Below are 15154 nucleotides of genomic sequence, written 5' to 3' on the forward strand. Positions count from 1 at the left end.
TCAATAGAAAAGCCGCACGAGATAAAGCGTTAGTCCCGGGAAAATCACAAGAATAATCGTGCGGACGATATCTGAAGCAATAAACGGCATAATTGCTTTATAGGTAGCACCCAGGCGCGTGTCCTTATCCATCGAATTGATGATAAAAAGATTCATGCCCACCGGTGGTGTGATCAGCCCGACCTCGACAACAATTAGAACGAGAATACCGAACCAAAGCGCTGTTTCTTCTGCCGACAATCCAAAATCAAGACCGGAGATAATCGGGAAGAAAATCGGAATAGTCAGCAAGATCATCGAAAGGCTGTCCATGATGCAGCCAAAAACAAGATAAACGGTGAGGATCACAACCAGCACGACCCAAGGACTCAACCCCATCGCCACGACATATTCCGACATTTCCTGTGGCACCTGTGTGAGCGCAAGAAACCCGTTATAATAACTTGCGCCAAGCACGATCAAAAATATCATCGCCGTGTTTGAAGCCGTTGAAAGCAGCGCATCAACAAAATTATCCCATTTTAGCGCACGGCTGAACAATGCGATCAGACCGGTTCCGGCAGCACCGATTGCCGCTGCTTCTGTTGGCGTAAACCAGCCGAAATAAATACCGCCAACAACCAGAAAGAATACAAGCAAGACCGGCCAGACCGCCAGTAATGCGGTAAGCCGCTCGCTATAGGGCATGCGGTCCTTAATCTTTTCGCTGCCGGGGAACATTCGCACATAAATCGCGATGGTCAGCATATAACCGATTGCCGCCAGCAGACCGGGTATAAACGCCGCCATGAACAGTTTCGCGATATTCTGCTCGGTCAAAATGGCATAAATGACAAGAACAACAGATGGCGGTATTAAAATACCGAGTGTACCACCGGCAGCCAGTGTTGCCGTTGCAAATCCGCCCTCATATCCGGCCTTACGCAATTCGGGCAAAGCGACCTGCCCCATTGTAGCAGCGGTGGCCAGTGAAGAACCGCAAATCGCGCCAAAACCTGCCGAAGCGCCAACCGAGGCCATCGCCACACCGCCCCGACGGTGTCCCAGAAATGCTTCGGCTGCTTTAAACAAGGACTGGGACATGCCGCCCAGTGAAGCAAACTGCCCCATCAACAAAAACAGCGGCACAATCGACAGTGAGTGGCTTGAAAATGTTGAGTAGGTTTCGGACTTCATCTTTGCCAGAACAACAGTCCAATCTCCGAATATGAGCGCAGTGCCGCCCAGTCCGCAAACAATCATCGCAACACCGATTGGCATGCGAATGAAAATAAGAAGAATGAGTACCGGTAGCGAAATCAACCCGATATCAAAATTACTCATGGGCCAACCTGCTCAGAAGAATGCTCGGCATCGCCGCGTTCGTTCCAATGAATGAGAACGCTCATCACGCCAACAACCACAGCAAATAATGCCGCGATAAAACAGGCTGCGTATCCCCACCAAACGGGCCATGTTAAAAGAAATGTTGTTTCGCCATAAAGCATCTTGTCGCGCATACCGGCGTAAAGACGCCAGGTGATGACCACCATAATGATAACAAGTAAAACTTCCCAGATAAGCGCAAGGAACTCGTTACCGCGCCCGCTCAAAAGACGCTGAGTGAAAAGATCAACCGATGCGTGACCACGGTTAAGCTGGCACCAAGGAAGAAAAAGAAAAATTGCCAGCGCCATTGAAATTTCAACAAGCTCGAAATCGCCCGTTATCGGTGCGAATTGCTGCAGCAGACCCGCTATAGCTGCCAGATTATCTTTGACGAACGGCATATTGCCAATCGTGTTCAGCCCCCGTCCGGTAATGCTAATACACGTCATCACAATAAGAAAGATAAGCAATGCGCCGCCAAGAACAGCCATAAGCTTGGCAAGACTATTGGCGATAGCACGCATTTTTTTCAAATTATTGCTCCACGTCTGTGCGCTAAAATTAACAAATAAGTTCAGCGCACAAACAGAATTACCTTTAGTTGACGATATTCGCCTGCGTTGCTGCACGAAGTTCATCTTCGCTCACACCATCAGCAGTTTCAACGATTTTCAGACCGCCATCAACAACATCAAGCACACCAAGATTAGTGATGATGCGATCGACAACGCCCGTTCCGGTAAGCGGAAGCGTGCATTCTTTGAGCAATTTTGAATCGCCATGCTTGTTGGTGTGGTCCATCACGACAACAACCCGTCCGACACCGGCAACAAGGTCCATCGCGCCGCCCATGCCTTTGACCAGCTTGCCCGGAATCATCCAATTGGCCAAATCACCGTTCTCGGCCACCTCCATGGCCCCAAGAATAGCCATAGCGATTTTGCCGCCGCGGATCATGCCGAAAGATGTCGCACTGTCAAAATAGGCGGTATGCGGTAGTTCGGTAATTGTCTGCTTGCCGGCATTGATCAGATCGGGATCAATGTTTTCTTCCGTCGGAAACGGTCCCATGCCAAGCATGCCGTTCTCTGACTGAAGCGTGACTTCAACGCCTTCAGGAATATAATTGGCAACCATGGTCGGAATACCAATACCGAGATTGACGTATGTACCGTCTTCAAGTTCCTGTGCTGCACGGGCAGCCATTTGATTTCTGTCCCAAGCCATTGATCAAGCCTCCCGTACTGTGCGTTGTTCTATGCGTTTTTCATGCTCACCTTGAATAAGGCGGTGAACATAAATGCCCGGCAGATGAATGTGGTCAGGATCAAGTGAGCCCACAGGCACAATCTCTTCCACTTCCAGCACGCAGGTTTTGCCGCACATCGCGGCAGGTGGATTAAAGTTTCGCGCGGTCTTGCGGAAAATTGCATTTCCAGTTTCATCCGCCTTCCAAGCTTTGACTATTGAAAGGTCGGCAAAAATGCCTTCTTCCATGATGTAAGTTTCGCCGCCAAAATCCTTGTGTTCTTTACCTTCGGCGATCACTGTGCCCACACCTGTTTTGGTATAAAAGCCAGGGATACCTGCGCCGCCGGCACGCATACGCTCTGCCAAAGTTCCCTGAGGATTGAATTCCAGCTCAAGCTCGCCGGAAAGATATTGGCGCATAAACTCCGCGTTTTCGCCAACATAGGACGAAATCATTTTCTTCACCTGTTTGGTTTGAAGAAGGATGCCGATACCAAATTGATCAACGCCAGCATTGTTTGATGCAAAAGTAAGATCTTTGGTACCCGCTTCCTTAATGGCCTGTAGCAGCAATTCGGGAATACCACACAAGCCAAAGCCGCCAGCAGCAATGAACATTCCATCATGCAACAGGCCTTCCAAGGCAGATGCTGCATTCGGATAAATCTTCTTCATCAGAACCTCCACACTTGCCGCACTCTCAGGGCGGCTTCTGCTAGTGTTTGACTTTGCACTGCAGCATTTGTCAAGCGTAGCAAGATGCCGACCTGAGTTGTCCGCAAAAAGCTGAATTTCAATTCTGGGAAGTCGTGAGCAGAAAACCTACCCGCGTAGCGGGCGCGCGCTTGCCTATTTTGCAACCAAACACAAGGCCTAAGATGCATCAATCAGGAGGTCCAAGGCACAAAAAGCGCAAATTGGTACATTTTTTGAGGAAATGGATTCTCAAAATGAAACGGATTCAGAGGCATTTTAATTAAATGCCGCCGTTACGGATAAAGCTGCGTAATCATAGGGTTAACGGAAAACGACTGGAAAATACGGCATTACAACCGACGACACGTAAAATTTGACCCTTTAGGTTGCCTTTTATTATCTACGCAACCTAGGGTTTTATAAATATGTCTTTCTTACAGTTCAATCTCCTACGCAACAGAGGAGAGTATTATGTTTGAATTGAGTAATTTTACGAAACGATCACTTGGGCTGATTTGCGGAACTTTTATGGCAACGGCTCTTATAAGCAGCCCCGTTAACGCCGGTAGCCTCTTGGGAGGCGGAGACGGAAAAGGCGTATCAATTGGCGGATCAAACGGTATTTCAGTTGGCACAAATAATAATGGCGGTGGCGGCCTTGGTGTCGGCGTAAGTGTTGGCGGCAGCAGCGGCGTAAACGCCGGTGCGAGCGTCGGCGGCAGTAGCGGCGTCAATGCCGGCGCAAGCGTCGGCGGCAGCAGCGGTGTCAACGCCAGTGCAAGTGTCGGCGGCAGTAGCGGTGGCATCAATGCAGGCGCCAATGTTGGCGGCGGTAGTGGCCTTAATGCCAATGTAGGTATCGGCGGCAACAAAGGAATTGATGTCGACGTTAGCTTGGGCCATCCAACAACGAAAACTCCTACAACAAAAAACCCTACGGATCCATCAGGAAAAATCCCGGGGAACTGGAGCAAAAAAACACGCGACATGTTTGCAAACATGAGTTCACGCGACATGAATCAATTGTTGAAAGACTGCCGTACTATTTTGAACTCACCACGAAACCATCCAGCCAAGGCTGTGCGTCTGTGCAGACTTGCCATTCAACTCTAATAAAATACACAGGTAGATCATAAGTCACCACCTACTCGCTCTTTCTACCTGCGTGGCCTTGCTTCTTTAATCGGAGGCAAGGCCTTATTTATGTCTGACGGTGTATTGAAGAATTGAGCGCACCTTGCACATCATCAAAAAGGTTTTTTGATACAAAAAGTCTCATTTTTTAATATTAAACACTCTCCTGCAGCGTTTTTCTGGCTACAATCACAACTGGTCCAATGAACCGTTATATCTGGCACTGAAGGTGCTGGGAGCCACTATACTACTCAGCAGGAACAATGCAGAGCTGGTATATAACATCCCAGCAGCAGAAATTATCTATGACCACTGTGGAGGGTACGCAATATGAAGATGACAACGGAAGAGGCTTTTGTAAAAGTATTGCAAATGCATGGCATCGACAATGCATTTGGCATCATCGGCTCTGCCATGATGGCTATCTCTGATCTTTTTCCGAAAGCTGGAATTAAGTTTTGGGATTGTGCCCATGAAACCAACGCCGGCATGACGGCAGATGGTTACACGCGCTCATCCGGCAAAATGTCTATGATGATTGCCCAGAACGGCCCAGGCATCACAAACTTTGTCACGCCTGTAAAAACGGCATATTGGAACCATACTCCCCTTCTATTGGTGACTCCTCAAGCTGCTAACAAAACAATTGGTCAGGGCGGTTTTCAGGAAATCGAGCAAATGAAACTGTTCGAAGACATGGTTTGCTATCAGGAAGAAGTACGTGACCCTTCCCGCATGGCGGAAGTGCTTAACCGTGTGATTGAAAAAGCATGGCGCGGCTCAGCTCCGGCACAAATCAACGTGCCGCGCGATTACTGGACACAAGTTATTGACATTGAATTGCCGCAGATTGTTCGCCTAGAACGTCCCCGCGGCGGCGAGCAGGCAATTACCGAAGCAGCTAAATTGCTTTCAGACGCTAAATTTCCCGTCATTTTAAATGGTGCCGGCGTTATTCTGGCTGGCGGCATTCCGGCATCTGTAGACTTGGCTGAAAAATTGTCAGCACCTGTTTGTTGCGGCTACCAGCACAATGACGCTTTCCCGGGCTCACACCCCCTATCTGTTGGCCCGCTTGGCTATAACGGCTCCAAAGCCGCTATGGAGCTGATTTCAAAAGCCGATGTCGTCTTGTGTCTTGGCACGCGCCTCAACCCATTTTCGACCCTGCCGGGCTACGGCATCGATTATTGGCCAAAAGACGCAAAAATTATTCAGGTGGATATGAATTCCGACCGTATCGGCCTTACCAAGAAAGTGACCGTTGGTATTCAGGGCGACGCAAAACTGGTTGCAGAGCAAATTCTGGAAAAACTGTCACCAAGTGCAGGCGACGAAGGCCGCAAGGACCGCGAAGCAACCATTGCACAGACTAAATCAGCATGGTTGCAACAATTGTCTTCAATGGATCATGAAGACGATGATCCGGGCACAACTTGGAACGAGCGCGCACGCAACCGCGAACCGGAACGCATGTCACCGCGCATGGCATGGCGGGCTATTCAGGCGGCAATGCCAAAAGATGCAATTATCTCCTCTGATATCGGCAACAATTGTGCGATCGGTAACGCCTATCCGACGTTCGAAAAAGGCCGCAAATATCTGGCTCCTGGTCTGTTTGGACCATGCGGTTATGGCTTCCCTGCCATTCTTGGTGCGAAAATCGCCAATCCGGATACGCCGGTCATCGGCTTTGCCGGCGATGGCGCTTTCGGTATCTCCATGAACGAGATGACCGCATGCGGCCGTAATGACTGGAAACCGATCACCATGGTCATTTTCCGCAACTACCAATGGGGCGCTGAAAAGCGCAATACAACCCTTTGGTTCGACGACAATTTCGTCGGAACAGAGCTGAACCTTGGCGTGGAGTATGCAAAAATTGCCGAAGGTTGCGGTGTTAAGGGTGTGCAGGTCACAACGATGGAAGATTTAACCAAAGCACTGGACGACGCGATTGAAGGCCAGATGAAGCGCAACGAAACAACATTCATTGAAGTTGTGCTTAATCAGGAGCTTGGCGAACCATTCCGCCGCGATGCCATGAAAAAACCGGTCTCCGTCGCAGGTATCAATCCAAACGACATGCGCCCTCAACAAGCCGCTGAGTAAGGTTACAATCCGTCCGGACTGTCAAAAATGAAGATGGAAGATTAAAGTTAGGCTCTGCCGGTGATTCCACATTGGCAGAGCGTTTTATTATGTGAACTGTGAGAAATACATGCATGATCCGCTAAAGCCTATCTATGCCGCTGCAAAATCTGTACGCCGACATATTGTGCTCAGCGAAGGTCTTGACCCGCGCATCATTGATGGCGCGGCAGCGGCAATCAAACAGGAACTTGCCGCCATAACTCTCCTCGGCAACAAGGAGATCGTCGCCACGGCGATTGAAGCGCGCGGGCACAATGCATCGGATTTCAACCTGATTGATCCGGCAGATACACAGCACCACGAAGCTTATGCCAGCGGTTATTATGAACTGCGAAAAAACAAAGGCATATCCAAAGAATTTGCCCATGAAGGCATGAAAGTCCCGCTTAACTTTGCGGCCATGATGGTACGTCTTGGCGATGCGGACGGTACTGTCTCGGGCGCAGTTGCCACAACTGCGGATACGGTGCGTGCTGCACTGCAAATCATCAGAAAAGCGCCCGATGCCGCATTGGTTTCCAGCTTTTTTCTTATGGTGCTGAATCAGGACCATCACACAAAAAAGGGCGTTTTCGTCTTTGCGGATTGCGGGCTGACAATTGATCCCGATGCGGTTCAGCTTGCAGAAATCGCGATTGCTTCAGCAGGTTCATATATTGCGCTAACCGGCAATGAACCTAAAATCGGCATGCTATCTTTTTCAACAATGGGCAGCGCCCGCCATGACAAGGTAAGCAAAGTTCAAAATGCAACAAAGCTGATACGCGAAAGATTGCCCGATCTGACTGTTTCCGGTGAGTTGCAATTTGATGCCGCTTTCCTGCCTGCTGTGGCACAGTCCAAAGCGCCGGATGATGATGTGAAAGGCGATGCCAACATCTTTGTTTTTCCGAATTTGGATGCGGGAAATATCGGCTATAAAATTGCCCAGCGCATCGGCGGCGCACAGGCGATAGGCCCCATTCTTCAAGGCCTTTCAAAACCGGCCAATGATTTGTCACGCGGCTGTTCTGCTCAAGATGTAACCAATATGATCGCGATCACCGCCGCGCAGGTAAAATGATTCAAAGCCAGCAGCTTATCTACGGCACTTGAATCATTTTCTTACACCTTCACACGCTCGGATTTAGGATCATACATAGGCTTCATCGAAGCCTCGGCTTCAAACCGCTGGCCTGCAATTTCAATCTCGAATTTTGAAGCCAGCATATCTGCCATAGACTGGCCCTTACACGGCACATAACCAAGTCCGACAGCCGCCCCTAATGTATGTCCGTAATTAGCCGAAGTGATATAGGATACGATTTTCCCGTCCTGTACAATCGGTTCATGATGATACATGAGCGGCAACGGGTCTTTGAGCGCGAACTGCACAAGACGCATATCCAGTCCTTGTTCTTTTTTACGCAGAACCGCATCGCGGCCAACGAAGCTTTCCTTTGCTGTTTTGACTGCGAAACCAAGACCCGCTTCCAACACATGGTCCTCACCAGTTATATCGTGTCCAAAATGGCGAAACGCTTTTTCGATGCGCAATGAATCCATCATGTGCATACCGCAAAGCTTCAGATTCATATCCTGGCCAGCCTCAAACAGTGTCTCGAAAACATGCGCTGCCATATCGGTTGAAACATAAAGCTCCCACCCTAGTTCGCCGACATAGGTGACACGGTGTGCACGCGCCAGCCCCATACCAATCTCAACATCCCTCGCCTGACCGAAAGGATGATTGTCATTCGTCCAGTCATGGTTTGATACAAGCTCCAGAAGACGGCGTGAATTCGGCCCCATAACGGCAAGCACCGCTTCAGCGGATGTCGCGTCAAAAATGAGCGCTTGAAAGTTGCCCAAATGACGGCGCATCCAATGCATTTCGCGCTGAACCGTTGCGGCCGGTGTCACGACAATATAGCTGTTTTCAGCCAGTCGCGTAACAGTAACATCTGCCTCGATACCGCCGCGCTTATTGAGAAACTGTGTATAGGTGATTTTGCCGACCGGCACATCAACATCATTGCCGCAAACATAATTGAGAAAGGCGCAGGCATCGCGTCCCTCAACACGTATTTTACCGAACGACGTCATATCGTACATGCCGACATTTTCGCGCACGGCACGGTGCTCTTCGGCAGCGTTTTGAAACCAGTTCTGACGCTTCCATGAATATTTATATTCAGGTTCCTGATCAGCATTGGCAAACCAGTTTGCCCGCTCCCATCCGGCAACCTCACCGAACACAGCACCCCGTTCCTTTAAATGGGCATGAAACGGAGAACGGCGCACACCCCGCGCGGTTGCCATCTGGCGATAGGGAAAATGATCAGCATAAAGCAAACCCAAACTTTCCTTGGCCCGCTCAAACAAATATGTCTTATTGTTCTGGAACGGCTGCATACGCCGTATATCAACGTCGCCCAAATCAAAAGGCGGCAAGCCTTTATCCATCCATTCTGCGAGCGCCCAACCTGCACCGCCGGAGGATTGAATGCCAATCGAATTAAAGCCCGCCATAATAAAGAAGTTTTTCAAATTGGGCGCTTCACCAAGATGATAAGCGTCATCTGGTGTAAAACTCTCCGGCCCATTGAAGAAAGTATGAATACCGGCATCGGCAAGCACGGGTACGCGTTCAACCGCCATTTCCAAAATTGGTTCAAAATGGTCAAAATCTTCCGGTAATTGATCGAACTCAAAATCCTGACTGATGCCGTTCATCCCCCAAGGCTTGGATTCTGGCTCGAACGCACCGAGCAAAATCTTGCCTGCATCTTCTTTGTAATAGGCGCATTCATCCGGTACCCGCAGAACAGGCATCTGCTTAAGATCAGGGATATTTTCCGTAACGATATAGAAATGCTCGCAGGCATGAAGCGGAACGCTGACATCCGCCATTTCGCCAATATCACGCGCCCACATACCGCCGCAGTTGACCACAAAATCAGCGTCGATCATGCCGCTTTCTTCTGAACCGTCGCGCTGCCATGACACACCGCTAACACGGTCGCCATCGACGTGGATTTCGGTCACTTTCATACGCTCGAATATGTGCGCGCCGTTCATTTTAGCACCTTTAGCCAGCGCCAGTGCGATATTTGCCGGATCGCCCTGCCCGTCTTTTGGCAAATAAACACCACCTTTAACGCCGTCGAGATTGATGTGCGGATAACGCTCTTTGACTTGCGCCGGTGTGATTTCTTCGACATCAACACCAAAAGCCCGCGCCATGGACGCCTGACGGGTAATTTCCTCCAGTCGTTCATCGGTTAAAGCCACTGTTATCGAGCCGCAGCGTCTGAAGCCGGTAGCGACACCGGTTTCCTCTTCCAGCTTGCCATAGAGTTCCTGACTGTACTTGGCGAGGCGGGTCATGTTTTTCGAAGAGCGGAGTTGTGCAATCAAACCGGCTGCGTGCCACGTCGTCCCCGATGTTAATTGCTTGCGCTCAAGCAAAACAACATCCTTCCATCCAAGCTTGGCAAGATGATAGGCAACAGAACATCCTGCAACACCGCCTCCAATAATGACGGCCCGTGCTTTCGACGGTGGAGTTTTCATGTCAGTCATGGGTTTATTCCCGCACTAGAGGCATTGATCAAGGCGTAAGGGCGCGCGCTTTTAAGCGCGAAGCCGTTCGTTTTTCGGGTCCCATAGCGGCCAGTCAGGCTGCACCTCGGCTTTGTATTTCTTCCCGAATATCCCGATTTGAAGTTTCGTACCGGGCTCGGCCAAGTCTGCCCGCACAACACCCAATGCGATCGACGTATTGGTGCGGTATCCGAACCCGCCCGATGTCACTTCACCGACAATTTTGCCATTATGGAATATGCTCGACATGTACGGCGCATCGCAATCACCGGCGTTTACAGACATGGTCACGAAGCGCTTGGCAGGGCCGTTTTCCAACTCCGCCTTTAACTGGGCCTTGCCCGGAAAATCCTGCGGCTTGTCAATGCGGATGAAGCGCTCCAACCCACCTTCCACCAGCGAGTAATCAGTCGATAAATCACCTTTCCAGGCACGGTAGCCTTTTTCCAGCCTCATCGAACCAAGTGCATACATGCCGAATGGCTGTGCGCCCGCTTTAATCACCGCGTCATAAAGAGCGGGAATATTCGCCATACGGGCGTGTATTTCCCACCCAAGCTCTCCAGCAAAAGACACACGGGCCAATTTGCATTCCACACCTGCCACTGTGGCCGTTTGATGCGTCAGCCAGCCAAGTGACAGATCCGCATCTGTACCCATTTCTTCAAACAATGCGCGTGACTTCGGACCCGTCACGATCAGGGTCGAAAATGCATCCGTCAAATCAGTGAGCGTTAAGTTTTCAGGCAGATTTTTATTCAGCACATCAAAATCATGCCATTGTGCCGGTGCTGCGGTGATGAGCGTGAAATCGTCTTCCTCATGACGAATGATCGACATTTCCGTTAAAATGCGCCCGCGGCTATCAGGAAAATATCCAAGCGTCATGCGCCCTGCTTTTGGCAAAGCGCCAGCGATCATCCCGCGCAAATATTCCGCCGCGCCTTCTCCGGCAAGGTGATAGCGCGAAAAGCCCGGCAAATCCAAAACACCGACATTGTCGCGAACCGCTTCAACTTCTTGCCTGATACGCTTTTCCCAAGGGCCGCCGCGCGACCAGGTTTGTGTCGCTTCTTCGCTGGTATCATCGCCTTCTTGCGCAAACCAATTGGCGCGCTCCCAGCCATTATAGGCGCCCATCTGACCGCCTGCCGCGACGATTTTATCGTGGACTGGCGATAGCTTTTTATTGCGTCCGGCAGGCCATTCATGGTGCGGAAAGTGCATTGCATATTCATGGCCATATGTTTCCAGCGCCTTTTGCAGGCAGAAGTCATGATCGGCATGTGCAGTATAGCGACGCGGATCAACCGACCACATATCGCTTTCGGTTTCGCCGTAAATAATCCACTCGGCCATCACTTTGCCCGCACCGCCGCCCTGCGCGATGCCGAAGGTAAATGAATGGGCTTCAAAGGCGTTTTTAACGCCGGGCATAGGACCAATCATTGGTAATCCGTCCGGCGCATAGGGAATAGGTCCGTTGATAACACGCTCGACGCCTGCTGTACCCAGAGTCGGCACACGGCCCATCGCATCTTCGATATACCATTCAAGACGCTCTAAATCGTCCGGATAAAGCTGGAATGAAAAATCATCCGGCATCGGATCTTCCGGCGTAATCCAGTGAGCCCTGCAATTGCGCTCATAGGGACCAAGATTGAGACCGTTCTTGTCCTGACGCAGATAATAAGATGAATCCACATCGCGGATCATAGGCGTTTTGCGCCGGTTTTCCTTTGTCCAGGCTTCAATCTCCGGAATTTCTCCGGTAAGAAAATATTGGTGGCTCATCACAATTTGCGGAACAGTGCGTCCGCCAAACGGTTTGAACCATTCGCCGATACGCTGGGCATAATAGCCGCCAGCGTTCACAACATATTCGCACCGAATATCGCCTTTTTCTGTGTGGACGATCCACTCATCGCCATCGCGCGAAACGCCTGTTGCCGGACAAAAGCGCTGAATATTGCCGCCCATCTGGCGCGCACCTTTCGCAAGCGCCTGAGTAAGCTGTGCAGGATCGATATCACCGTCAAGCGGATCCCAAAGGCCACCGGCAAGATCATGTGTTTCCATAAAGGGATTATGTGACTGCAACTCCTGCGGTGTGCAGATATCCATTTCCAACCCCTGATGACGGGCCTGCGCGGCCACCTTCTCAAATTCCATCATCCGCTCTTTTGTATGCGCAAGCCGCAGAGCGCCGGTCACATGGTAATTCATTGGATAGTCGACATCATCGGCAAGCGTCCGATACATCGCCAGACCATAGCGCTGCATGTTCATCACCGCCCAATTAGGAGCGAAATTCGGGCAATTGCCGGCTGCATGCCATGTTGAGCCTGCGGTCAGCTCGTTCTTTTCAAGAAGCACACAGTCTTTCCATCCCACTTTGCCCAGATGAAAAAGCGTGGACACGCCAACGACACCGCCACCAATAATGACCACACGCGCGGTTGAGGGAAGCTTGCTCATAATTCTCTCCAAAATTTTCGCTAAGGTGACTTCAGTAAACGGGCGGAGAAATCACCCACACTGCTACCGCTGGCTCATCGCCGTCATTGGACCATTGGTATTTTTCATTCTGAAATTGAAAACTGTCACCGGCGTTGAGCACGAATCTGCGGTCACGAAACGCCAAGGTAAGCTTGCCGGATATTAAATAACCGGCCTCTTGCGTAGGCCGCGCCTTGATCCATGCGCTCTGGCTATGTGGCTCAAATGTTGAGTGAATGATCTCGAAATCACCTGATAAATCAGGCGAAAGAAGCTGCTCTACCAACCCGTCCTGCCGGTTGCCAAAGGATGCACGTGCACCTTTGCGAACAACAAAACCACGCTCGGCTTCATCGGCCAACTCGTTCCTGAACAGGAATGAGACCGGTATTTCAAAAATTTCTGCGAGCGATCGGATATCGGGAATACTCGGATCGGTCTGACCGCGTTCGACCTGACTGAGCCAGCCAATCGACCGGCTTAGTTTTTCAGCCAATTCCATGATTGTCATGTTTCGCGCTTTTCGCAAAGCCCGCACATCATCGCCAATATGGTGCCGGACTTCAGCGGCCTTCTCTATGGACAGTTTGGAATCATCAACCATGTCTATTGCCTTAAATGAAATTTTTCTCCATAATTTCATTTATTCGAAAAATTGCAACAAATATTTCAACACGGTTACAGATAGCGAAAGCATCGCTTACTTCAATCGATAAATGAGACAAAAAGTTTCATTTATTTTGCGAATGGGGCCAGTATCACTTGATAACTAGACCAGATGGACGCATAATAAAGCACTAGGAAAGGTGCCGAAAAATGAGATACAGCCTGTTTCATGTTGAACGCCAAGACACGATGTCTTTGCAGTCGCAAATACGTGAGATGCTTGTATCCGCAATGATTGCCGGCCAGCTGCCGGCCAACTCTCCCGTCCCTTCGACACGCGCTATGGCCAAGCGGCTGAAAGTATCGCGCAATACTGTTATGCTCGCCTATCAGGCACTGGCGGCAGACGGTTTTCTTGTCGCGCGGGAACGATCCGGCTTTTACGTGGCGCCGGATGTTCAGGCTGCCCCGAAACCGAAATTGCAAAATACGTCAAGCCGCCCCGTAGAAGCCACGACACCCGTAAATTGGGATGAAAAACTGCGTCTGCGTCCGGCTTCGCAGATCAACATTTCAAAGCCTGAAAACTGGCACGATTATAAATATCCATTTATTTATGGACAGGTAGACCCGAAGCTTTTCCCGATAAGCGCCTGGCGTGACTGCATGCGCCAGACCATGAGTTTAAAATGGCTGGACGCATGGACAGACGACAGGTTTAGCGCCGATGATCCGATGCTTGTCGAACAGATTCAGCAACGTGTTTTAACCCGCCGCGGTGTTATGGCGCGTTCGAACGAAATATTGATCACGATGGGCGCTCAGAATGCGCTTTTCCTTCTCGCGCATTTGTTTGTGCGTGAGGACACACCGGTCGCGGTTGAAGATCCCGGCTATCCGGATATTCGCAATATGTTTGAACTGCGTTCCAATGATGTGCGGCGGATTCCGGTCGATGACGAGGGTATTTGCGTCGATCAGCTAGGCGATGCAAAGCTTGTTTTCGTTACACCAAGCCACCAGTTTCCAACAAATGTGACCATGAGCATGAAGCGCCGCCGTCAATTGCTCGCGTGGGCCAATGAGAACGATGCCCTCATCATCGAAGATGATTATGAGTACGAGACCAATTATCGGGGAGAGCCAACACCGGCGCTCAAATCCCTTGATACCAGTGGCCGCGTGTTGCATGTCGGCAGTCTTTCAAAATCAATGATGCCGGGGCTGCGCATGGGCTTTGTCGTTGCCTCTGCAGATGTGATTGCTGAAATCAGGGCATTGCGCCGGTTAATGCTGCGCCATCCACCGGGCAATAACCAGCGCGTTGTTGCGCTTTTCCTTTCGCTTGGCGGCCACGATGCGCTCATTAACCGCCTGCACCGCACTTATTTGAAGCGATGGGAAATAATAAATCTAGCGCTTGCCGACTATTTTCCGGGATGGTCACACACACCTGCATTTGGCGGGACGTCATTTTGGGTTGAAGGACCACGCGGTTTCGACGCTGTGCAACTGGCAACAGAAGCGATCAAAGACGGCATTTTGATCGAACCGGGCGATATATTTTTCGCTGATAGCGAGAACCATAAAAATTATTTCCGTCTCGGCTTCTCATCTATTCCCGACGAGCGAATCGAAGAAGGCATAAGGCTGTTGGCAAAACGGGCGACACTATTACTCGGCACCACACCTGCCGAAGCAACACGCAGTGCATCGATCACAACATTTGCTGCCGAATAAACCAGCACAAATTCTAAAATTTGTGCAACAGTTTTTAAAAGCGTCCGGCCATGTGAAAATTCATGGTCTCTAATGACCGCTGGACTCATGCTGCTGTAAATTTTGGCGCTAGGCCCATACC

At 50.4% G+C, this 15154-nt stretch carries 11 protein-coding genes; 4 read left to right on the top strand and 7 right to left on the bottom strand.

Features of this window, described 5'->3' with window-relative positions:
- The 4 genes from SU32_RS00095 to SU32_RS00110 all read right to left on the bottom strand — a co-directional run bounded on the left by SU32_RS00095 (nt 1) and on the right by SU32_RS00110 (nt 3294).
- Nucleotides 1-1323 carry a TRAP transporter large permease gene (locus SU32_RS00095; RefSeq protein WP_053997285.1) on the bottom strand — a complete coding sequence of 441 codons (1323 nt, stop codon included), beginning with the start codon at nt 1321-1323 and terminating at the stop codon, nt 1-3.
- Nucleotides 1320-1892, bottom strand: coding sequence for a TRAP transporter small permease (locus tag SU32_RS00100; protein WP_082376308.1), 573 nt, complete (start codon nt 1890-1892; stop codon nt 1320-1322). Before SU32_RS00100 ends, SU32_RS00095 begins: the two co-directional genes overlap by 4 nt.
- A gap of 73 nt (nt 1893-1965) precedes the next feature.
- Nucleotides 1966-2595: a 3-oxoacid CoA-transferase subunit B gene (locus SU32_RS00105; RefSeq protein WP_053997286.1), complete on the bottom strand. Its 630-nt coding sequence runs from the start codon at nt 2593-2595 to the stop codon at nt 1966-1968.
- 3 nt (nt 2596-2598) lie between these two features.
- A complete protein-coding gene (locus SU32_RS00110; RefSeq protein ID WP_053997287.1) occupies nt 2599-3294 on the bottom strand; it encodes a CoA transferase subunit A in 696 nt (231 codons plus the stop codon).
- A gap of 492 nt (nt 3295-3786) precedes the next feature.
- On the opposite strand from SU32_RS00110, the gene SU32_RS00115 reads away from it, so the two are divergent.
- The 3 genes from SU32_RS00115 (at nt 3787) to pta (ending at nt 7666) form a co-directional block, all read left to right on the top strand.
- Nucleotides 3787-4428, top strand: a complete 642-nt coding sequence (locus SU32_RS00115; RefSeq protein WP_053997288.1) for a hypothetical protein — start codon at nt 3787-3789, stop codon at nt 4426-4428.
- Nucleotides 4429-4779: 351 nt separating this feature from the next.
- Nucleotides 4780-6561 carry a sulfoacetaldehyde acetyltransferase gene (gene xsc / locus SU32_RS00120; protein WP_053997289.1) on the top strand — a complete coding sequence of 594 codons (1782 nt, stop codon included), beginning with the start codon at nt 4780-4782 and terminating at the stop codon, nt 6559-6561.
- A 109-nt stretch (nt 6562-6670) separates the two neighbouring features.
- Entirely contained in the window at nt 6671-7666 is a 996-nt protein-coding gene (pta, locus tag SU32_RS00125; RefSeq protein WP_053997290.1) for a phosphate acetyltransferase, read from the top strand.
- A gap of 41 nt (nt 7667-7707) precedes the next feature.
- Here the strand turns inward: pta and SU32_RS00130 are convergent, their stop codons facing one another.
- From SU32_RS00130 to SU32_RS00140, 3 genes are read right to left on the bottom strand one after another with little or no spacing between them, the layout of a single operon-like run.
- Nucleotides 7708-10167 (bottom strand): GcvT family protein, encoded by a 2460-nt coding sequence (locus SU32_RS00130; protein ID WP_053997291.1) that lies wholly within the window; start codon nt 10165-10167, stop codon nt 7708-7710.
- Between the two features lie 51 nt (nt 10168-10218).
- The gene (locus SU32_RS00135) at nt 10219-12666 is read right to left on the bottom strand and encodes a GcvT family protein (RefSeq protein WP_053997292.1); all 2448 of its coding nucleotides are present in this window, start codon (nt 12664-12666) and stop codon (nt 10219-10221) included.
- Between the two features lie 31 nt (nt 12667-12697).
- Nucleotides 12698-13291, bottom strand: coding sequence for a helix-turn-helix domain-containing protein (locus SU32_RS00140; protein ID WP_053997293.1), 594 nt, complete (start codon nt 13289-13291; stop codon nt 12698-12700).
- Between the two features lie 212 nt (nt 13292-13503).
- Here SU32_RS00140 and pdxR point away from each other — a divergent pair, with 212 nt between their 5' ends.
- Entirely contained in the window at nt 13504-15033 is a 1530-nt protein-coding gene (gene pdxR / locus SU32_RS00145; RefSeq protein ID WP_053997294.1) for a MocR-like pyridoxine biosynthesis transcription factor PdxR, read from the top strand.
- Nucleotides 15034-15154 lie beyond the last annotated feature (121 nt).

Origin of the sequence: Ahrensia marina, from assembly GCF_001293565.1 — a bacterium.
Taxonomy (GTDB): domain Bacteria; phylum Pseudomonadota; class Alphaproteobacteria; order Rhizobiales; family Rhizobiaceae; genus Ahrensia; species Ahrensia marina.